This window comes from Chitinophaga eiseniae (assembly GCF_012641265.1).
GTDB classification, from domain to species: Bacteria; Bacteroidota; Bacteroidia; order Chitinophagales; family Chitinophagaceae; genus Chitinophaga; species Chitinophaga eiseniae_A.
In genome coordinates, this window is the sequence record NZ_JABAHZ010000012.1 from 71,802 (window position 1) to 92,656 (window position 20,855).

The window sequence follows — 20,855 nt, forward strand, 5'->3', positions numbered from 1 at the left end:
ACAGAAAAAGGTACTTTAATAGCCCATGAAACCCTTGCTAAGCATATGGATATTGTTGTTATGCGGCATAGCCGGCCGTAGTTTTGCACAAACCAAAACGCCTGTCGATACGGTAGTGAAGCCCCCGGTACAATTAAAAACCGTGCATATTGTGCAATACAACTTCTTTAAGGATTCCCTGGCCTTCCGCGAGGAATATGCAAAATCCCTTACGTTTCGGCGTCTCAAATGGCATGAGGTATACCAGGGATTCAGTGTAAACATCAATAACCTGTACCGGGTAACTCAGTTTAAGAACAATAAAAAGAAAATAGCGCTCAAACATATGCTGTTAAATAAGGAACAGGAGATGTTTGTAAGCCGTGTTTACACGTCTTCCCTGGTCAACAAGGTAACCCACCTGGATGGCGACAGCCTGCAATTATTTATGCAGCATTACCAGCCTGATTATGCTTTTATTAAAAATGCCTCGGATTATGACCTGTACCTGGCGATAAAAAAGGAATATGAGGCGTTTATGAAAACCCGCGACAGTATCCCCGTTCAGCCGTAAATGGAAGCGGGGCGCTATTTCTTTAGCATTCCGGGCGCATAAAAAATACTATATTCCGGTATCGTTACGTTTTACTAATTACCGTTATAATTGGCTGTAATAGTATGCCTGTAACAAAGATTACATAAATTAGTGATCTCAAACCAGTTAACGTTGTCAGTTTTTAAGATGATCAATACAGCTCACATGAAAAGGTTTTTCATATTGGTGGCGCTATTCGTCCCGGTAATGCTGAGTGCGCAAGCGAAACTCAGTCAAACCGTTATCAACGATTTTTCCGCGAGGGTAGCCGCACACTACCAGCTCCCGCATGATTCCATTACAGGATACATCGCTGAGCAGCTTACCCGCAGCGGCAATGCCGGACTGGACATAGACTCCACCGTATTTGACCTGAAGAAAGACCCGGTAGCACTGGATGCTGCCCTGAAATACCTGTACCAGTACAGTGATTGCAACCGGCAACGGTTTATTGCCAACCTGCGTAGTATGAACCTGGAAACCAACAGCGTATTCCCGTTGGCCACCTATACCGCCAATAAATATAAAAATGATACAAAAGCATTACTGGACGATAAGAAAGACTTCCTGGCTACCTATACCGGTCCGGTTACCGGCAAGAAGCCACCGGCCAGCATTGCAGATGTAGCTGCTGCTAACCAGGCTGCCGCTGTGGCCGAATCCAATGCCAATGCCGCCGCGGAAAGCAATACTGCAGCTGCCGGCAACAACAATACCGGCACAGAAAATACTGCAGCTCCTACTGCCCCGGCTACGGATACACGTAACTGGGAAGTACGGCCGTTATTCCAGGTACGTACCCCCGAACAACTGGTAGAAATGTATGGCGCCAATAACGTTACCCAACACGATGCCATCAACCTGGCAGGTGATAAAGACGGAGAGGCCTACATTATTTATCCGGATACCGACAATGAACTGGAAGTGCAATTTGATGGTGAAAATGGAAATATTGTCACTTTTTCCCATTATCCGTCCAAGTGGAAGTCGCCCTACGGTATTAAAGCCGGCGACCCGCTAGACAAACTGGCCAAAGTAAATGGCCGTCCATTTAAGCTCAACGCTTTTGAGTGGACCAATGGCGGTATGGTATCCAGCTGGAATGGCGGCTCCCTGGAAGGCAAAAGTGTGATTGTGGTGCTGAAAGCCAACAATACCGGCGATCCCAAACAATACGACCAGGTTACCGGCGATAAAACACTACGTTCCGACCTGCCGGCCCTGAAAAAGCTGGACGTTATCGTTGAATCTATTGCGTTTAAAGCAGCAAATTAAGCTTGCACTTTTCAATCCGGCTGATTATCTTGTTAGTATGAAACAAGCTATATTAGCCGGCTGCCTCCTGATATTGGCACTGACCGGGATTTCCACTAACATGAATGCACAAACGAAGAAATATCCATCGCTGAACCATATGGCGTTATACGTGGTGGATCTGGATAAAAGCACGGCCTTTTACCGCGATATTATAGGACTGGAGCCCATGGAGGAACCGTTTAAAGATGGCAGGCACAGCTGGTTTAAAGTAGGCCCGCATAGCCAGGTACATATCATTTCTGGTGCTGCCAGTGCCACCAGCCATGATAAAAACACCCATCTCTGTTTCAGTGTCCCTTCTATGAAGGAATTCCTGACCGTATTACAGGCCCATCACGTTGCCTGGGAGGACTGGCCGGGCAAGGCCGGCGCAGTGAATAAGCGGGTAGATGGCGTACAGCAGATATATCTCCGTGATCCGGACGGCTACTGGCTGGAAATTAACGACGATAAATACTAACTATATTTCAGCTGGGTAACCAGTATTGACACGGCATTGGCGGAAAGATCCACCAATGCCGTTTTCATTATAAGTGATAAAGTTAATACCGGAATCCCCCGTTTTTTCCTTAAATTCCATAACGAGCGTCACTCATACCCAAGCATTATGTCATTATTACTGAATGTTCCTCCAACAGAGAAAGCATATGCCATGTCATTGGGCGTCCTTTGGGATCAGGTAGCCCAGACCTGCTATTTGCCGGAAGGGCAATATGACCGGTTAACTGCGGTAGAACAGTGGATTCCGGAGAAACATCCGGCTATCATCCTGCCCAGCGAAATTACCACCGTGCATGCAGTGGCCGCCTGCCCTAAATGTCAGTGCGATAACCGCGTGGTAGCCCTTGCCGGCAACTATTTCTTCGAAAAAGATGTAAATGACCGGGATGAAGCGGTGTGGCTGGCGCAGGACTTTTTTACACTCTTTCAACAGGTATCGGCGCTCTCCGATAATTTACGGGTATTCCTGAAAGAGCATTATCCACATTTTAAGCAAAGCTGGTCCGACACCGCAGAAGGCCACTTCTGGTACAATCACTGCGAACATTGCCAGCATATACAAGACGACTGGTTCCTGTTTGAAGAAGCAGGGAGCATTTTCCATCCGGTGGAAAAAGAAGCAGCAGGTAAATTGCGCCTACGGCATTTCACCCTCAAATACGCACCGATTATAGATGCCGTGTATTCCCTGGGGGATCAGCTAAGATTGATCAACGAATTTGCCGAGCGTCCCCCTGCTGTTGAATGATTATTCAAACAGCGAATACGGTCTTTCTACATCGAAAAAAACACGCTTCAGTACCTGCTGCGTCCCGTCGGTAAATGTAATCGGGAATACACCTGATAAGCGGGAATCTTCCGTTTCTTCCTCTACTGTATATTGTAACAATTGCGGATCGGTATCTATCATACGTCGTATAGAGGTATCCGTAGTATTGGCCACATAGTACCATACGGCAGCGTCTATTTCCTGTTTACCGGTATCGCTCAGGTCTTTTTGCCGATAGATAGCCTCCAGTGCTGGCTTCTTGCTCTTCAGCAAAGTAACCTTACCAGGATGCAGCAAACGATAATCTACTACAAACTCCCTGGGAAGCGGATTTTCGGGATCGCCCGCAGGCTCGTACACATCCATATTCCACTGCACCAGTACCTGGTCGCCGTTATTTAATTCCGGGGGATTGTTGGTATTAAAGATCAGGAAAGCGGTATCGCGGTTCCGGGCGCAAACGAACAGGCCATCGTCGCCATTTTCATTATAATTGATAAAGGACAGGGTGTCGATATAGGTCTTTCCTTTTATGAGCGTATCCCCATTTCTCAGGTTACTCAGGAATACAAACCGGGCGGTATCTGTTACAGGCGTTGCAACGATGGTGCTGTCAGATCTTTTCCCCGGCGCCTCATCCGCGCGGGTAGTACTTTTGGGGTTGTTGCAGGCTACTGCCGTCAGCAAACAGGCAACAAGGTGAATCGGTTTCATTTTGGATGTCATTTGGATGTTTAAGACAGGGGACTACAATTCCACGCGTCCTTTCAGAAAGTCAAAATACCGCTTATCTTCTTCCGCAAATATTTCGGGGCCTTCCAGCATATATGCTCTCAGTAAATGTTCTACTGCCTTTTCTTCCTGTTTAATTTCGTACAGGCATTCTCCCAGGCGCAGGTGTACAAATCCCACGGCCTGTGCATCGGGGCCGTTTAATGCCTCGTAAAACTGGTGTGCGGCGGCCGCATAATCGGCTTTAAAGAAATACATGTCGCCGATGCTGGCATACAGCCAGGTACTGGCTTCCCACTCATGCCGGGGATCGGGCAACAGCTGCAGCGCAGCGGTGAACTTCGCGATGGCGGCATCGTATTGTTCTTCATCTGCCAGTTCATTGCCTTCTTCCGACAATATCTCTACCTGCTTATAAATTGCTTCGGGGAGTTCTTCTTCCACCACAGCGCTAACGCCTTCAAATACATGCAGGTACTTTTCGTCTTCACCTTCAAACACACGCCCTGCGGAGGCTTGCATAGCTGTAGCAAAGTATCCGGTGGCTTCTGTGATCATCCCATTCTCAAACAACGCTTTTCCCAGCATAAAGATTCTCTCTCCTTCGTCGTCCCGGTCACGGTCGCAGTGTTCCAAGGTTTTGGCCCATTTCAGCATGTTGGGGTAATCTCTCAAGGCGAAATAAGTATCGGCTATGCTAAAGGCAATATCATAACTTTCTTCGTAGCTTTCCCGGGGCCAGGGCAATACATTCCAGGCTTCTTCCAGTTTCAGTGCGTAGCGGGCGGGATCCTGCTCCTCATAGAGCTTTTCTGCTTCCTGCCAGATGGTTTCCAGTGCCGCAATAATTTTCTGATCCTGTAATTGCATATGTTGGTATTAAAAGTCAATGTGCAGTGGATGCCTGCACATTGGCAAAAATAGGATGGATTATTCAAAGGACCGGGATTCCCGTTGCAATTTTTGTCCCTTATATTCCGCTGCGAGGTCCAATCTCCTTAAACCAATTTTAATATATTCTTCTTCTAACTCAATACCAATGCACTTTCTGCCCAATGCTTTGGCTATAGCGCAGGTGGTAAAAGTGCCGGAAAAAGGATCCAGTACCAGGTCGCCGGCATTGGAGCTGGCCCTGATAATCCGCTCCAGCAGGGCCTCCGGCTTCTGTGTAGGATGATGTTCATATTCATCCATCCGATACCTTACCCGGGGAAATTCCCATACATTGCCGGGTACTTTTTCGGTATTGTAGGTAGTGGGTACTGCCTTGCGGTAATCAATCAGCTTACGCCGGGCACCGGTTTTGGCTTCAATCAGGATATCCGTAGCATTGAAGGTGTAATTATGTTTATCCTTTACGCAAAAAAGAATGGGCTCATACATAGACCCAAAATATTTCCTGGCTTGCACGCCGGAGCTGTCGTAGTGCCATATGATGCGGGAAAGGATATTTATTTTATGCCGTAACCAGATATCAAAGTAGGGCATAAACTGGGTAGCGGTCATCACGTAGAAACTACCGCCAGGCTTGAGCTTTCTGATACATATCTCCAACCACCGGTAGCACCATTCGAGGTAGGCATCTTCCGTATCCCACTTTTCAATATGTCCATTAAAATTCTTTCCTATGTTGTAGGGAGGGTCGGCAAAGATCAGGTCCACCGTTTGATCCGGCACCATTGTTTCCAATGCCTGTAGGGCATCTCCATAAATGATTTTATGATGATCCGTGCCGAAAACTTCCATGCTCCTGTTAGTTTCTGTTGATAAATTTACTCAAAAAAAGGCCAGGATTTTAACTTATTCCATGTCACTACATAGATTAATAATAGGTGGTTTTGCGATAAAAATTTTACATTCAGCATCCATTTGTTACTCATATGAAATATACCACACTCGGCAACACCGGCCTGGTTGTATCCAGGCTTTCTTTTGGCGCTATGACCTTTGGCAGCGACCCTTCTATCCCCAGTATTTACAAAGTATCGCTGGATGACGCCCGGAAAATGATAGACACCTCATTGGCGGCAGGCATTAATTTTTTCGATACCGCAGATGGCTATGCCGGAGGACAATCGGAAGAAATGCTGGGCAAGCTGCTGGCCGATCGCCGGCATGAAGCGGTTATTGCCACTAAGGTAGGTTTTCGCAATGGTGCGCCTATCACGCAATCCGGCCTCTCCCGGCGGCATATCCTGTATTCCTGCGAGCAAAGCCTGAAGCGCCTTGGCACCGATTACATTGACCTCTACATTGTACACCGGGAAGACCCGGTTACCCCGCTGGAAGAAACATTGGAGACACTGGACTCCCTGGTAAAAAGCGGTAAGGTAAGGTATATCGGCTTTTCTAACTGGTCGGTATGGAAATCGGCCCTGGCATGGCAGATGCAACGTGATAATGGATGGGCCACTTTCTGCAACGGGCAAATGAATTATACCCTCGTGGGCCGCGATGCCGAACATGACATTACTCCTTTTATGCTGCATGCCGGAATTGGTATGACCGTATGGGGCCCGCTGGCCGGCGGTTTCCTCAGTGGTAAATATACCAGGGAAAACCTGAAGGATGAGAACAACCGGTTGTCTGGCTTCGATTTGCTGCCGTTTGATAAAGAAAAAGGATTTGTACTATTAGACAGGCTAAAAGAAATAGCTGCAACGCATGATGCTACCCCTGCTCAAATATCGCTGGCATGGCTGCTCACCAAACGGGTAGTATCCAGTGTAATTATTGGCGCGAGCAAACTGCACCAACTGGAAGACAATCTAAAAGCCGCCGCTATCAACCTTACAGCGGATGAAATAGAAATATTAAATAACCTCTCCCAGCCTACGCCTATGTATCCGCAATGGTTTAACCAGCAACTGGCAGATCCTGCACACAAGGCTGCGGGGCTGGTAGGCGCTTAATTCAAACAGGCGGAGTGCAGGCATTCCGCCTGTTTTTTTCGGCTACCGGCTATCAAAATTTCAGCTCCATAAATAAAGCATTAACTTAGTCAGGTAGCAGCTGCCTTCCTGGCGGGCATGACAAGATTAACTATGGATATCAGTCAGCAAATACTATTTCTGGTCGGTACATTAGGTGCTGTAAATGGACTGATGGTGAGCATTTATCTTTTTCTGAGTAAGAAGATGAAGTCGCCTGCAGCCCTGTTTCTCGCGATTTTCCTGTTGGCCATCAGCGTCCGTGTCGGAAAATCTGCCTTCCTGTATTTCAACCCTAAACTGGCGAAGATATATTTACAGATAGGGCTTTCGGCCTGCTGGCTGATTGGGCCGTCACTCTTTTATTTCTATAAATCAGCTTTAGGAGAAGTCAGGACCATACCCGTTTCCTGGAAATGGACCTATGGTATACTCATTGGCATTATCATACTGACAGGTGTAATATGGCCTTATAGCTTACAACCTTATGCATGGAGGAAGATCATTGCACCGCTCATTTACCTGGAATGGTGTATCTACCTGGTAGCTACCGGCGTTCTCCTAAAAACGGTATGGCGCAAAGCCTTCTCTGCCGACGCTCAGCTACAACCTGCAGAAAAATTCTGGTTATTGCTGTTCCTGAGTAACTGCATTATTCATCTGGCCTACCTGCTGTCTTATGCCGCCGTGATACATGGTATGTACATTGTTGGCGCAGTATCGTTTTCCTTCTTCCTGTACCTGACCTTTTTCTTCCTGTATAATTCCAATCTCCAAAGCATATACCTGGATGCCCCCATAGGAACGGGTGAAAAGTCGGCCAAAAGAAAGATTCCGCTGCCGGATGCCAGCAATTGGATAGATAAACTGGAAAGAGTTATCCACGAGGAACAACTCTACAAAGACCCCCAGCTTAAACTGAGCGATCTGGCAAAGAAGATCCAGATTTCCAGCCACCAGCTGTCGCAATTGCTCAACGACAACCTCGGAAAAAGTTTTTCCACCTACATTAATGAATACAGGATCAGGGAAGCTTGTCAGTTAATTACTACCGATGACCGTCTCACCCTGGAAGCCATTGGCTACGAAGTAGGTTTTAACTCCAAGTCTACCTTTTATACTGCTTTTAAAAAGATAAAAGACACGACACCAGCCCTATACAAGGAAAATCCAAAAATTCGCAACAACATATAAATCAATAGTTTACTATTTTAAAAGATACGGATTTATAAATCCGGACACCCGGTTTTAAAAATCCGGACCTTGCTCCTCCCCGGCTATTTTAGGTTTGCAGGAAAGCCTTTATGCATGCCGGATACCATAAAAAAATCCCTGATTATTACTTGCGGGATCCTGTTAAGTTTGTCAGCCCAATCTCAAACAACGATGACGGGAAAAATAACCAGTACACATGGCCAACCTATGGGTTATGCTACCATAAGTTTGCTTGCTCACCCCGATTCAACTATTGTTACCCAACAGCTAACAGATTCCGTGGGCGCCTTTACTTTCAACCATATCCGCAACGGCCGGTACTGGTTACGATGCCTGGCCATGGGCTATGAAACAGTGTACCGGGATATTTCAGTTACTAACAATACCCCGCTGCATACCGGCAATATTACCATGACGCCGGTCAGTAGCCTGCTGGGGGAAGTTGTGGTAAGCGGCAGCCAGCCATCGATACAACGGGTGAATGGCAAACTGGTACTCAACATATCCGGCAACCGGCTTTTTAAAGCGGACGTCAATGTATTATCTATTTTAAAGAAAGTACCCGGCCTGGAAGTAGATGGAGAAGGGGCCATCCAATTATCAGGCCGGGTAACCCCAGCCATTTTCATCAATGGGAAACCCACTACAATGAACGCTGCTGAGCTGCAACACTACCTGTCCAGCCTCTCCCCCGACATGATATCCTCTATTGAAGTAGATGCCACTCCTTCCGCCAGGTTTGATGCTGAACATAAAGCCATCATCAACATTCAACTCAAACAAGATATCAACAGGGGCTGGAACGGTAGTATCAGCAGCAGTGTACAGCAAAATGCCTATACACAGGCCAACAACAACCTGCTATTGCAATACAACACCTCCAGGATAACCTATACAGCGAGGTTAGGCTATATCAATGGAAATACCCACCGGCGATACCAGGCTTTACAACACCTCGCCAGCACAGATGTGCTGACTACCCACACCCATACCGTTACCAGGTATAACGATTTCAGTTATCAGCTGGGCGCCGCCTACCATTTCCGGAAAAATCAACAGCTGGAAATAACCGGGCGGGCATACCAGGCTAACCAGGGAATCAATTCCGTTAATACGCTGCTTAGTACCGATGCCGCCGGGAAAAAGGTGGTATTTAGCACCTATACCGGTAACAACGCAGCTCCCAAACGTAGCAACTACGCGGCAGACATTTACTATAACGGGCAGGCAGGCAATAATAGCTGGCAGGTATTAACTACTATTGCCCGGCTAAAAAATCGCAATGCAGAAGAGATACAAACCTATGATGCGCTTAACTCGCAGTTACAGCAATATTGGAAAACAAACCTGAACAACGATATTGTTATCCGTAGTATTCAGGCAGATTTCACTCACCAGGCAGGTAACGCCAGACTTATTGGCGGCGGGAAATTTGCTTACACCACTACGCAAAATAACATTCGTTATGACACCCTGAATACGACAAATCAATTTGAATGGGACAGCAGTAGAAGTAACAATTTCCTGTATCGCGAATATATCAGCGCCGGATACCTGTCGTATGAGGGTAAGTTCCGGAAATTCAGTTATTCAGCAGGCCTGCGGGCCGAGTACACGCGCAGCGTTGCCAACAGCCTGACCACCTTACAAATTACCACCCGGAACTACCTCACCTGGCTACCCAGTGCTACCATCACCTTCGCGGTTAACGAGCAGCAACAATACCAACTCTCTTTTACCAGCAAAATGACGCGGCCCAACTTTGTTCAATTAAATCCTTTCCGGTTTTATAACAGTCCGCTGAATTACTGGATTGGTAATCCGTACCTGTTGGCATCTACCACACGCACGCTCAGCCTGTCTTATAGCAACGGCCCGTTTAATATTTCCGGGAATATTGGGAGAGAATTGTTACCCATGGCCCGTTACCCGGAATACAATCCTGTTACCAATGTGCTGGAATACCTGGGTACTAACTTACCTTACAGCGATTTCGCCGATATCGAAGCCGGCTTTCCCATCAAGGTCAATCAATGGTGGCATATGAACTACAACCTGGGCGGACATTATCGAAAAGAACTTAACCCTTATCACCAGGTAACTTATGCGATTCCGATACTGGATTATACGATCAACAGCAGCCAGGTATTCACCCTGCCCTATCGCTTCACTCTGTATATTAACTACTATTACAAATCTGTTAGTGGAAATAGCTTATACATTTCCCGGCCTATGTCAAATTTCGATGTAGGTTTACAGCGCACCTGGTTGAAAGAAAAGTTGAACACCAAAATCAACGTCTATGACCTCTTCGATACCTATCGGGTGCGATTTATCTTCCGTGAAAAAAGCATTATCGACAATCAACTCTCTCATTGGTTTGGTACAAGACGGGCGGTGTTTACCCTCAGTTATCAACTTGGTAAAGCAGCAGGCAAATCGCCCAAAAGCACTAAAAATGAAGAAGAAGGGCGTGCCAACATGTGATGCATGGCTCATTTCAAAAAAATGCTGCGCACATTTTTTTCTAAAGGCTAGAAAAGTTTAACTTTTTTATTATTTTTGTCGTAGAGCACTAACATCTGTGTAACGTTGAAAAAAGAAAACCGAGCGAGCGATCAATATTCATTTTATCTGCATACTTTTTTGCTATAATGAGAAACAACGTTACAACGAACTAAAACCAAAATGTAGAATTAAAAAACGATAGATTTTACTTAACAACAAACATCTGAACTGATAGCCCAAACCTATACCTGATAGGCCTGTGCATCATTTATGTATCAAACAAAAATAAAGACTGTTAACTATAAAGCCCTTCGCTTTGTACTGGTATATTTTTGTGTTTTAAGATGGGAATTTAAAGATCAAAATCTGAACTAAGGGCGGTAAAAGCAACAACTTTTTACGCCAGGTATTTTGCTATGTATGAACGCTTAAAATCTGTATTCAAACTGGTAGCCATATAGGTATGCAGCCCCTATGGCAGAGAGTTTTTATGTACTGAAATTTTCAATCCGGCATCCGGCATAGTTGCTGTAATCATGTAAAACCTTACAGACAGGGCATTCTATGCCTCCAGGTCAAATACGGAGGTTTGTACTCAGCGCCATAAAGAAACAACTTCTTTATGGTGATGGAATTTCCATGACCATCAAAGTATGGATTCCTCACTAAAGCTATATACGCAAAAACGCAGTATATAGTTAAGGGGGCTTGCCATGCCCGGTAAATAAAATTACTATCAACATCACATGCAGAGGGCTACGGTCCTTATGGCTAACTATTGCCTGCATATAGCGACAATTATCTTTTTATCTCTAACATCTAAATCTGAACTTCATGGGAAAAAGATCACTTATTTTTTTCTTTCTGAGCCTCCTGCCAACACTGCTTGTTGCGCAGGGAAAAAAGATCAGCGGCAAAGTAACCAACACCGTTGATGGAACCGGTATACCGGGCATTTCTGTCATCATCCAGGGTACTTCTTCCGGTACACAAACAGATGCGCAGGGTAACTATACTATCCAGGTACCGCCGGGGAAAGTATTAATATTCCGCGCTGTCGGATTCAACTCCAAAATCGCAACAGTAGGCAACAGCAATGTTATCAACGTGTCGTTGAACACACGGCCCGATGATCTGAGCGAAGTAATTGTAGTCGCCTATGGCCAGTCTAAGAAAGAAGCCCTCACCGGATCGGTAGCCGCTATCAAAACAAAAGATATTGAGAAACGTCCCGTATCCAACGCCATTAGCGTACTGGAAGGAGCGGCCGGTATCCAGGTAAACAACACCACCGGTACTCCGGGCGCCACGCCCAGCGTACGTATCCGTGGTTTTACTTCTGTAAATGGCGACAACTCGCCGCTGTATGTCATCGACGGCGTACCCTTTGCAGGCAATGTTACCGATATCAATCCCGCAGATATTGAATCCGTATCTGTGCTGAAAGACGCCGCCGCCGGCGCATTGTATGGTAACAAAGCATCCAACGGGGTCATCATCATGACCACCAAAAGAGCCGCCAAAGGCAACAGCAGTGTCAACTTCATCATGAACCAGGGCGTGTATACCCGTGGTATCAAAGAATATGAAGTACTGAACGCTAACGAATTTATGGAAACAATGTGGAAAGGATACCGTAACAACCTGCTGTCTACCAATCCTACTACCTACCCTACCAAAGAAGCCGCCGGCGCCAAAGCTACCAGCAGCCTCATTTCCGACTACCTGTACCTCAACATTTACGACAAACCTGCTAACCAGCTATTTGACGCCAACGGTAAAATGGTAGCCGATGCCAAAATTTTACCTGGATATGCCGGCGACCTGAACTGGTTCCACGACATTGAAAAAACCGGCTATCGCCAGGACTATGCCCTGAATGGTAGCGCCAACAACAAAAAGAACAGTCTTTATTATTCTGTTGGCTACCTGGATGAAAACGGGTATATCACCAACACCAGCTATAAAAGGTTTACCGGAAGAATTAACGCCGACATACAGGCAAGAGACTGGTTCAAATACGGATTTAACCTCTCCGGTACCCACCAGATCACCAGCAATGTTTCTGCTACCTCTTCCAGCGCGGCTGCCTTCGTGAATCCATTTATGTATGCCAGGAGCATTGCCCCTATCTACCCGGTACATCTGCATGATGCCGCCACCGGCGATTTTAAACTGGATCGTAACGGCCAACCGCAATACGACGATGGCAGCACTTCCCGCAACCAATACGTAGGCAGACACACTATCTGGGAAAATGATTTAAACCGCGACATGATATACAGGAATACGGTAAACGGACAGGTATTCCTCGACTTCAAATTCCTGAAAGACTTTACATTCAGCGTAAAAGGTGATCTGAATGTGCGCAACAGCGACGAACATGTATATAACAATGCTGTTATTGGCGACGGCGCCGGCAACGAAGGCCGCGCCTCCCGCACCAACTATCGCTATAAAAACTATACCGGCCAGGAAATCCTTAACTGGAATAAGTCCTACGGTCTTCATAGCATAGAAGCCCTGGCAGGACACGAAAATTACTACGACAATTACAACTACCTGTACGGTTATAAAACAACCGAAGCATTTGCCAATGCCACAGAGCTGGTGAACTTCACCAAGATCACCAATCTAACCGACTACCAGGTAGACTACCGGTCAGAAGGCTATTTTGCCCGTGCACGTTACAGCTATGACGAAAAATATTTCCTGGATGGTTCTTTCAGAAGAGATGGTTCTTCCAAATTCTACAAAGACAACCGCTGGGGTAATTTCTGGTCACTGGGCGGCAGCTGGCTGATATCCAGGGAAGCATTCTTCGCGCCCCTCTCCAGGTATGCAGACTATGCCAAGCTACGTGCTTCTTACGGCCAGATCGGAAACGACCTGAGTGCCAGTACCTACGCTTACATGACACTCTATACACTCGATCAGAACAGCAATCGTATTGCACTATATAAAACACAAAACGAGGCCAGGGATCTGAGATGGGAAACCTCCTCTTCTATTTCCGCAGCGCTGGAAACCCGCTTATTCAACCGTGCCAATTTAACCGTTGAATACTTCGACAAACGTTCCCAGAACCTCTTATTTGACTTCAACCTGCCATTATCTGCCGGCGCTACCTCCAATAGCAATGCAGAGGCTATCATCAGCAAAAACCTGGGTACTGTTTCCAACAAGGGAATTGAACTATCACTGGATGTAGACGTGCTGAGAAAGAGAGACTTTAAATGGAATGTTGGTGTAAATGCCACCTGGCTGACCAACAAAATTGTTACCCTGCCGGAACAGAACAGGGAAAAAGGTATCATAAGCGGCAACTACAAATACATGGAAGGTCACAGCATCTATGATTTCTGGACTTACCAATACGCAGGGGTAGACCAAATGACCGGTAGCGCCCTGTACCTGGCCGATGATGCTAATTTCGATCCTAAAGATACCAATGGCGCCCATTATAAATACCTGGTAAATATTAACGGCACCAACTATACTACCTATACCACCTATGCTAAGCGCGACTGGTCAGGTAGCGCGATTCCGAAAGTATTTGGCAGCTTCTCCACAGGTATTACCTACAGAGATTTCACCCTGTCTGGTATCTTCACTTATTCCCTGGGCGGCAAAGTGTATGACGACTCTTACCTGAGCCTGATGACGATGTCGGGCAGCGTAGGTCAAATGCACAAAGATGTACTGAAATCATGGGATGGAGCACCGGAAGGCATGACTGCTACCTCTGCAGACCGGATCAATCCCAAAGGAGTGCCGGTAATGGATTTCTCCAAGAGTACCTTCAGTAACAGCATGTCGACCCGGTTCCTGCAAGATGGCTCGTACCTGGTTATTAAAAACATTGCGTTAGCCTACCAGATGCCCGGATCATTACTGCAGAAAATAGATATCAAATCAGCCCGTTTAACAGCCAGCATTGAGAACCTCGCCACCTTCACGAAATTGCAGGGCATGAACCCCCAGCAGTCTTTCAATGGCAGAAGTCTCAACGCTTTTGTAACACCACGTGTGTTATCCTTTGGTATCAACATTGGCTTATAATTAAATTGAAAAGAATGAATAAAATATATCAGGCAGGTTTGCTGGCATTGGCATTATGCGCCGGCTCCTGCAAAAAAGACTATCTCAATACAACGCCCACCAGTTCTACCAATCCGGCCGTTACCTTTGAATCTACCACCAATGCAAAACTGGCGATCAATGGATTGGCTAAGATGATGACCACACAGTACCTGTCCTCCCAGGGATTTAATGGGGAAGGCACCATTAAAATGTACTATGGTAACTATCCCGGCAATCACTTCTTTGTAAACCTTTCAGGATGGGCCACCCTCATCAATGGTACACTGAATGAAAATGTGAGCAGCATTTATGACTATTATCCCTGGTATTATTACTACAAGATAATTGCCAATGCCAATGCTATCATTACCTTCATTGACGCCGCGTCCGGGACAGATGCAGACAAAAGCTTCATTAAGGCACAGGCCTTAACTTACCGCGCCTACAGCTATATGATGCTGGCACAACTATATGGCAACAGGTGGGCTGACTCCGACAATGGCAACTCTCCGGGGCTGGTGCTTAGAGCCGATATGTCTGACGGCGATCTTAAAAGATCTACTTTATCAGAAAGCTATGCTTTTATTTACAAAGACCTGGACAACGCCATCGCGCTATATACTTCTTCCGGCAAATCCCGGGCACAGAACTTTGAAGTAAACGTCAATGTAGCCTATGCGGTATATGCCCGTGCAGCCCTCAACCGCCAGGACTACGCTACCGCTGAAAACTACGCCGTTAAAGCCAGAACAGGGTATCCGCTGATGTCTGTGGCAGATTATAAAGCAGGGTTCTCCAACCCAAACAAGGAATGGATATGGAGCAGTTACGGTGCCTCCGATGAAACATTGTACTTTTACTCCTACCAGGCATATATCGCTTACAACGCCAGCGCATCGGCCGTAAGATCTACGCCTAAGTGTATCAGCCGGGAGTTGTACAATAAAATTCCGGATACCGATATTCGCAAAGACTTGTTCCTGGATCCTAAAACAGATCCTTACACTACCGCTACGGGCGCAGCCGGGGCGGCATTGAAGGCCAGGGCTTTTAAGCTGTACCCTGATATCTATCCCACATCGAACGTTTTCGCCTATATGCAGTTCAAGATTAAAGCCAATGATCAGCCGGGCGTGGGCAATTTAAACCACTTCCGTTCCTCCGAAATGTACCTGATCGAAGCAGAGGCTAAATACTTCCAAAACAAGCCTGCCGCTGAAATTCAGCAGGTGCTTACCGATCTGACCCAAGGTTCTGGCCGGAATGCCAGCTACACCTGTACAAAAACCGGCGCCGATCTGCTGGCCGAAATTAAAACCTATCGCGCCATAGAATTGTGGGGAGAAGGATTCGACTGGTTTGATATGAAGCGTTGGGGCGATACTATCGTACGTCACAACTATGCTGCCGGCGGTAACTTCCTCACTGCGCTGGCTGTGACCATTACACCGCAAAGTAATAATAAATGGACCTGGAAGGTACCATTGAAAGAAACAGATTACAATGGAGCGTTAGAATAGGGTTAATTGTCTATTGTATTTGGAATTGGCAGCCAGGCTTGAAGTCTGGCTGCTTTTTTTTAGATTGGAGAAGAGATAGATCCCATCCAGGAAATGTATGCACCTCAATACTCCTGATCCGCATAACGATTGATTTGATTCGCATAACTTTCAAAAAATCTGCTGGCTTAATTTTGTGCGATTAAGTGTTCTTTTATATGACCAGCATCCAACAACCCATTCACTCCCACTTTAATGCCAATAGCACAGCTGCTGAAATAGCCGCCGGATATGACCTCAAAGGAAAAACCGTTCTGGTGACCGGGGGTAATTCCGGGATCGATTATGAAACCGTAAAGGCGCTGGCTAATGCCGGCGCCACGGTAGTCGCTACCGGGCGGGATGCCCACAAAGCCAGTGACCGGCTTTCGGCACTTCCAAATGTATCTTTTATGCCGTTAGACCTGGCTGACCCGCTATCAGTTGATACGTTTGCGGAACAGTTTCTCGCCACCCACCCTCATCTGCACTTGCTTATCAATAATGCAGGGATCTTTCGCCCACCGCAGCTGCAGAAAGATCAGCGCGGTTATGAGTTCCAATTTGGCGTTAATCATCTCGGGCATTTTCAGCTCACCGGACGGCTGTGGCCGGCCCTAAAAAATGCCGGCGGCGCCAGGGTGGTAGTGCTCTCTTCTGTTGGTCACCGGCGCAGTGAGCTCGAACTCGATGACCTTCAATTTAAGCATCATCCCTACGACAGCGCCAAAGCATATGGGTTGTCGAAAACCGCCAATGTGCTCTTTGCTGCGGAGCTGGACAGGGCGGGTGCACCACACGGCATCAGGGCATTTTCGGTACATCCGGGCGCCGTACAGACCGATATCTTCCGCTATATGACGGATGACGAGCGACAAACCTGGGACCAGCAAATAACCCACTTTAAAAGCCAGGAACAAGGGGCGGCTACCACGGTTTGGTGCGCACTGAGCGACCAGCTGAATGGTATGGGCGGCATTTACTGCGAAGACTGCAACATCGCACCCATTGTTCCTAACGATGCACCTCCAGGACGCGGGGTGCGCGGTTTTGCACTCGATCCCGGCAGGGCCAGGGAGCTATGGAAGTTCAGCGAAGCGGCTACCGGCATATCATGGCCCTGACGCCCTTTTTTATTTTCATACCTTAGTGCAATGAATTCCCGCGAGCAGATAACGCAGTTTTTCACAAGGCATGGTGTTCCCCATAGCCCCAATGAAATATTCCAGGTACAGCTGGTGGAAGGCGATCACCCACCCCGCCCTTCTTCATTAATGCGGAGAGATTACTATAAAATAGCGCTCCTGCTGGAAGGCGAAGCTATTATTACCTATGCCGACAGGAGTATCCAGGCAAAAAGCGGTACGCTGATTTTTAGCAACCCGCTGATACCATATGCCTGGCAACGTGTCACTGAAAAACAACGCTACTATTACTGCCTGTTTACTGAAGCCTTCCTGCATAACCGGTTAAAACGGGAAATACCGGCGGCCGCTTCCTTCTTTAAGGTACAGGGCGACCATATCCTGTTTCCCGACACCACTGCCCGCGAAAGGATCATCCACATCTTTGACCTGATGCTGCAGGAAGCAGCAGGTGACTACGCGCATAAACATGATGTATGGCGAAGTCACCTGCAGCTCCTGATTCACGAAGCACATAAGATCATGCCTCCTGATTCGGAATATACGAAGACTACGTCTGCAGCCAGGATCACGGAGTTATTCCTGGAACTGCTGGCGCGTCAATTTCCATTAAGTGACGCCCGTCAACAGGTACGGCTTAAAGCGGCCAGCGAATTTGCCGCACAGCTCTCCCTGCATGTCAACTACCTGAACAAGTCTGTAAAGGCAGTTACCGGCCACACCACCACTGAGCTAATTGCGCAGCATATGGCCAAAGAAGCCAGGGCGATGCTGCAAAACACCCGCTGGGATGTGGCACAGATCGGGTATTGCCTGGGATTTGGGCATGCCTCCAACTTTAATGCGTTCTTCCGCAGAATGACGGGGGAAACGCCTCATCATTTCCGGGAGAAATCTACCCGATAGCCTCTCTAAAAATAGTTGTCAATTTTCCGGTTGTTCCGGCCTGCCGTGGCGCTTTACTTTTGTAGAAAAAAGATTATGCTTACACATCAAACGATGTATAATGCCATCGTCGCCAAGGATACTTCTTTTGAGGGAACGTTTATCACCGGCGTAAAAACTACCGGTATCTTTTGCAGGCCTACCTGTACCGCCAGGAAGCCCAAAGCAGAAAATGTTGAGTTTTTTAAGACCGCAAATGAAGCCATCAGCAGGGGATACAGGCCTTGCAAGATATGCCGGCCGCTGGAACTGATTGGCGAAACACCCGACGATATAAAACAACTATTGCAGGAGCTGGAAAAGGATCCATCTACAAAACTGAAAGATGAAGACCTGGTGGCAAGGGGACTGGAACCGCATACTATCCGGCGCTGGTTCCTGAAAAATCACGGCCTTACCTTTCATGCTTTTCAGCGGATGAGCCGTATCAATGCTGCCTTCAAAAAAATCCGGGAAGGGGATACCATTACCGCCGTAGCATTTGAAGCCGGCTATGAATCATTGAGCGGCTTCAATGATTCTTTCAAATCTATTTTTGGCATGTCGCCATCGCATCGCAGGGATAAACGGCTGATTAACCTACACCGCCTGGAAACGCCACTGGGCACTATGATTGCCTGTGCCACTGAAGAAGGCATTTGCCTGTTGGAATTCAGCGACCGGAAAATGTTGGAAACAGAATTGAAAGACCTGGCCAGGCGATTAAATGCCGATATTATACAAGCCAGCCATCCTCACTTCGAGTCATTAAAAACGGAGCTGGGAGAGTATTTCCAGGGAAACAGGCAACGGTTTTCCGTACCGCTTTTCACACCGGGAACAACATTTCAGCAACTGGTATGGCAGGCGCTGCAAACCATTCCTTATGGAACAACGGCGTCTTATAAACAACAGTCGCTGTTTATCCGCAAGCCGGAAGCCATTCGTGCCGTAGCCAATGCCAACGGCATGAACCGGGTATCCATCCTGGTTCCCTGTCATCGTGTTATCGGCGAAAATGGCCAGCTTACAGGCTATGGGGGCGGTTTGTACAGAAAGCAGTGGCTGCTGGACCTGGAAAAAGCAAACGGGTAACCTTTATCATCTCTCCCTTATTCATTCAACTATAATTCCCCGTATTACTTTTATCCCAGCGGATAAAGCGGGATACGCCTGCTTAAGATTATGAAAAATAACCCGACATCTAACAAATGGTTCGCGCTGACCATTGTGCTGACAGCACCTTTACTGTATGTTATTGACATCTTTATTATCAATATGGCCATACCTGGCATCCAGCAAGGAGTACACGCCACCAACGGAGAAATGCAGCTGGTAATAGCCGGCTACCTGCTGGGAAGTGCGGCTCTGCTAATCATTGGCGGACGCGCAGGCGATTACCTGGGAAAAAAGAAGGTATTCTTATGGGGTATGATGCTATTTACGCTCAGCTCCTGTTGCTGTGGATTATCGCAAACCGCCATGCAGCTGAACATAATGCGCTTTTTTCAAGGGGTAAGTTCTGCCCTGATGGTACCACAATCTATTGCCTATATACAAGTGCTATTTACAGATTCCAAAGAAAGGGCTAAAGCGATTGGCTGGTATGGAGCTACGCTCAGTATCGCAGCCATTATTGGCCAGATCCTGGGCGGCTGGCTGGTAGATACTCACCTTATAATAGCAGGATGGCGGCTCATCTTTTTTATTAACCTGCCAGTAGGCATAGCTGCTACCTGGGCCATTACGCGGTTTCTCCCCGAAACCGATAAGACAGCCACGGGTAATTTTGATTACACTGGAGCAGGAATACTCACCACAGGCCTCATTTGTTTAATTTATCCGTTGACTAAAGGCCGGGAACTTGGCTGGCCTGCATGGAGCATATGGTTGATGCTGTTATCATTGTTCCTGTTCACTTATCTGTGTATAGATCAAAAAAAGAAGAAAAAACAGCTCAAAATCCCATTGCTCGACATTTCTCTTTTTACCGTGAAGGAATTTAATCTCGGTTTACTGGCAGTGTTATTCCATTTCATGATGCATACAGCTTACCTGTTGATGATCGCCGTTTATTTACAGGATGGCCTTCACCTCAGTGCATTGGAATGCGGAACGTACTTTCTACTTCATGCTGTTTTATTTATGATTACTTCAATGCTGGCAGGGAGGCTGATTCCCCGGTATGGCAAGCGGGTTTTGCTGGCAGGAATAATGATTATATTTTTCTCTTTTTTATTACAGGTAAAAATCTATCAACCTCAAATGCAGTGTTGGTGGCCCATTGCACTTATTGGGTTATATGGGCTTGGCAATGGAATGGTATTGCCGTCTCTCCTGACAATTGTGTTAAGAAGCATCCCGGTAAAATTTGCAGGCACCGCCTCCGGCGTATTCTCCACATTCCAGCAAACAGCTTCCGCACTTGGCATCTGTATTATTGGAGGCGTGTTTTATCATGTGATTGATATTCAGCCCCATCCAGATTACCTCACCGCTTTTAAAAGCGGGATGGCCGCAGATATAGCCTGTTTGATCATGGTAGCGATTATACTCTGGCTATTGCCGGTACCGGTAAGCAACGACAGCCGGGAAGCTATAGCCATGGAATAGCATCGG

Annotated in this window: 16 protein-coding genes; 13 read left to right on the forward strand and 3 right to left on the reverse strand. The window is 47.0% G+C overall.

Going from position 1 to position 20,855, the window contains the following annotated elements; genetic code table 11:
• The first annotated feature begins 25 nt into the window (after positions 1 to 25).
• From HGH91_RS29380 to HGH91_RS29395, 4 genes are all read left to right on the forward strand, one after another.
• Complete coding sequence (locus HGH91_RS29380) at positions 26 to 553, forward strand: hypothetical protein (RefSeq protein WP_168742818.1); 528 nt, start codon at positions 26 to 28, stop codon at positions 551 to 553.
• A gap of 186 nt (positions 554 to 739) precedes the next feature.
• Positions 740 to 1,849 (forward strand): hypothetical protein, encoded by a 1,110-nt coding sequence (locus HGH91_RS29385; RefSeq protein ID WP_168742819.1) that lies wholly within the window; start codon positions 740 to 742, stop codon positions 1,847 to 1,849.
• Positions 1,850 to 1,886: 37 nt separating this feature from the next.
• Positions 1,887 to 2,351 carry a VOC family protein gene (locus tag HGH91_RS29390; RefSeq protein ID WP_168742820.1) on the forward strand — a complete coding sequence of 155 codons (465 nt, stop codon included), beginning with the start codon at positions 1,887 to 1,889 and terminating at the stop codon, positions 2,349 to 2,351.
• A 147-nt stretch (positions 2,352 to 2,498) separates the two neighbouring features.
• Positions 2,499 to 3,140 carry a hypothetical protein gene (locus tag HGH91_RS29395; RefSeq protein ID WP_168742821.1) on the forward strand — a complete coding sequence of 214 codons (642 nt, stop codon included), beginning with the start codon at positions 2,499 to 2,501 and terminating at the stop codon, positions 3,138 to 3,140.
• Here the strand turns inward: HGH91_RS29395 and HGH91_RS29400 are convergent, their stop codons facing one another.
• Genes HGH91_RS29400 through yhdJ form a run of 3 tightly spaced genes read right to left on the reverse strand, consistent with a single transcriptional unit; the run spans position 3,141 to position 5,639 of the window.
• Positions 3,141 to 3,875 carry a hypothetical protein gene (locus HGH91_RS29400; protein WP_168742822.1) on the reverse strand — a complete coding sequence of 245 codons (735 nt, stop codon included), beginning with the start codon at positions 3,873 to 3,875 and terminating at the stop codon, positions 3,141 to 3,143.
• 33 nt (positions 3,876 to 3,908) lie between these two features.
• On the reverse strand, positions 3,909 to 4,763 hold the full coding sequence (locus tag HGH91_RS31145) for a tetratricopeptide repeat protein (RefSeq protein ID WP_211092468.1): 855 nt from the start codon (positions 4,761 to 4,763) through the stop codon (positions 3,909 to 3,911).
• 60 nt (positions 4,764 to 4,823) lie between these two features.
• Positions 4,824 to 5,639, reverse strand: coding sequence for an adenine-specific DNA-methyltransferase (yhdJ, locus tag HGH91_RS29410; protein ID WP_168742823.1), 816 nt, complete (start codon positions 5,637 to 5,639; stop codon positions 4,824 to 4,826).
• Positions 5,640 to 5,773: 134 nt separating this feature from the next.
• On the opposite strand from yhdJ, the gene HGH91_RS29415 reads away from it, so the two are divergent.
• The 9 genes from HGH91_RS29415 (at position 5,774) to HGH91_RS29455 (ending at position 20,849) form a co-directional block, all read left to right on the forward strand.
• Positions 5,774 to 6,805, forward strand: a complete 1,032-nt coding sequence (locus HGH91_RS29415) for an aldo/keto reductase (RefSeq protein ID WP_168742824.1) — start codon at positions 5,774 to 5,776, stop codon at positions 6,803 to 6,805.
• A gap of 117 nt (positions 6,806 to 6,922) precedes the next feature.
• A complete protein-coding gene (locus HGH91_RS29420; RefSeq protein ID WP_168742825.1) occupies positions 6,923 to 8,017 on the forward strand; it encodes a helix-turn-helix domain-containing protein in 1,095 nt (364 codons plus the stop codon).
• Positions 8,018 to 8,209: 192 nt separating this feature from the next.
• Positions 8,210 to 10,525, forward strand: coding sequence for an outer membrane beta-barrel family protein (locus HGH91_RS29425; RefSeq protein ID WP_168742826.1), 2,316 nt, complete (start codon positions 8,210 to 8,212; stop codon positions 10,523 to 10,525).
• Between the two features lie 855 nt (positions 10,526 to 11,380).
• A complete protein-coding gene (locus HGH91_RS29430; RefSeq protein ID WP_168742827.1) occupies positions 11,381 to 14,608 on the forward strand; it encodes a SusC/RagA family TonB-linked outer membrane protein in 3,228 nt (1,075 codons plus the stop codon).
• A 14-nt stretch (positions 14,609 to 14,622) separates the two neighbouring features.
• Complete coding sequence (locus tag HGH91_RS29435; protein ID WP_168742828.1) at positions 14,623 to 16,149, forward strand: RagB/SusD family nutrient uptake outer membrane protein; 1,527 nt, start codon at positions 14,623 to 14,625, stop codon at positions 16,147 to 16,149.
• 197 nt (positions 16,150 to 16,346) lie between these two features.
• Positions 16,347 to 17,291, forward strand: coding sequence for an SDR family NAD(P)-dependent oxidoreductase (locus HGH91_RS29440; protein WP_168742829.1), 945 nt, complete (start codon positions 16,347 to 16,349; stop codon positions 17,289 to 17,291).
• Positions 17,292 to 17,321: 30 nt separating this feature from the next.
• Positions 17,322 to 18,218: an AraC family transcriptional regulator gene (locus HGH91_RS29445; RefSeq protein ID WP_168742830.1), complete on the forward strand. Its 897-nt coding sequence runs from the start codon at positions 17,322 to 17,324 to the stop codon at positions 18,216 to 18,218.
• A 75-nt stretch (positions 18,219 to 18,293) separates the two neighbouring features.
• Entirely contained in the window at positions 18,294 to 19,331 is a 1,038-nt protein-coding gene (locus tag HGH91_RS29450; RefSeq protein ID WP_168742831.1) for a bifunctional transcriptional activator/DNA repair enzyme AdaA, read from the forward strand.
• 90 nt (positions 19,332 to 19,421) lie between these two features.
• Positions 19,422 to 20,849, forward strand: a complete 1,428-nt coding sequence (locus HGH91_RS29455; protein ID WP_168742832.1) for an MFS transporter — start codon at positions 19,422 to 19,424, stop codon at positions 20,847 to 20,849.
• The last annotated feature ends 6 nt before the right edge of the window (positions 20,850 to 20,855 follow it).

Coding starts and splice junctions, on each gene's coding strand:
- HGH91_RS29380 (WP_168742818.1), top strand. CDS start 26: ATGAAACCCTTGCTAAGCATATGGATATTGTTGTTATGCGGCATAGCC.
- HGH91_RS29385 (WP_168742819.1), top strand. CDS start 740: ATGAAAAGGTTTTTCATATTGGTGGCGCTATTCGTCCCGGTAATGCTG.
- HGH91_RS29390 (WP_168742820.1), top strand. CDS start 1,887: ATGAAACAAGCTATATTAGCCGGCTGCCTCCTGATATTGGCACTGACC.
- HGH91_RS29395 (WP_168742821.1), top strand. CDS start 2,499: ATGTCATTATTACTGAATGTTCCTCCAACAGAGAAAGCATATGCCATG.
- HGH91_RS29400 (WP_168742822.1), bottom strand. CDS start 3,875: ATGAAACCGATTCACCTTGTTGCCTGTTTGCTGACGGCAGTAGCCTGC.
- HGH91_RS31145 (WP_211092468.1), bottom strand. CDS start 4,763: ATGCAATTACAGGATCAGAAAATTATTGCGGCACTGGAAACCATCTGG.
- yhdJ (WP_168742823.1), bottom strand. CDS start 5,639: ATGGAAGTTTTCGGCACGGATCATCATAAAATCATTTATGGAGATGCC.
- HGH91_RS29415 (WP_168742824.1), top strand. CDS start 5,774: ATGAAATATACCACACTCGGCAACACCGGCCTGGTTGTATCCAGGCTT.
- HGH91_RS29420 (WP_168742825.1), top strand. CDS start 6,923: ATGACAAGATTAACTATGGATATCAGTCAGCAAATACTATTTCTGGTC.
- HGH91_RS29425 (WP_168742826.1), top strand. CDS start 8,210: ATGACGGGAAAAATAACCAGTACACATGGCCAACCTATGGGTTATGCT.
- HGH91_RS29430 (WP_168742827.1), top strand. CDS start 11,381: ATGGGAAAAAGATCACTTATTTTTTTCTTTCTGAGCCTCCTGCCAACA.
- HGH91_RS29435 (WP_168742828.1), top strand. CDS start 14,623: ATGAATAAAATATATCAGGCAGGTTTGCTGGCATTGGCATTATGCGCC.
- HGH91_RS29440 (WP_168742829.1), top strand. CDS start 16,347: ATGACCAGCATCCAACAACCCATTCACTCCCACTTTAATGCCAATAGC.
- HGH91_RS29445 (WP_168742830.1), top strand. CDS start 17,322: ATGAATTCCCGCGAGCAGATAACGCAGTTTTTCACAAGGCATGGTGTT.
- HGH91_RS29450 (WP_168742831.1), top strand. CDS start 18,294: ATGCTTACACATCAAACGATGTATAATGCCATCGTCGCCAAGGATACT.
- HGH91_RS29455 (WP_168742832.1), top strand. CDS start 19,422: ATGAAAAATAACCCGACATCTAACAAATGGTTCGCGCTGACCATTGTG.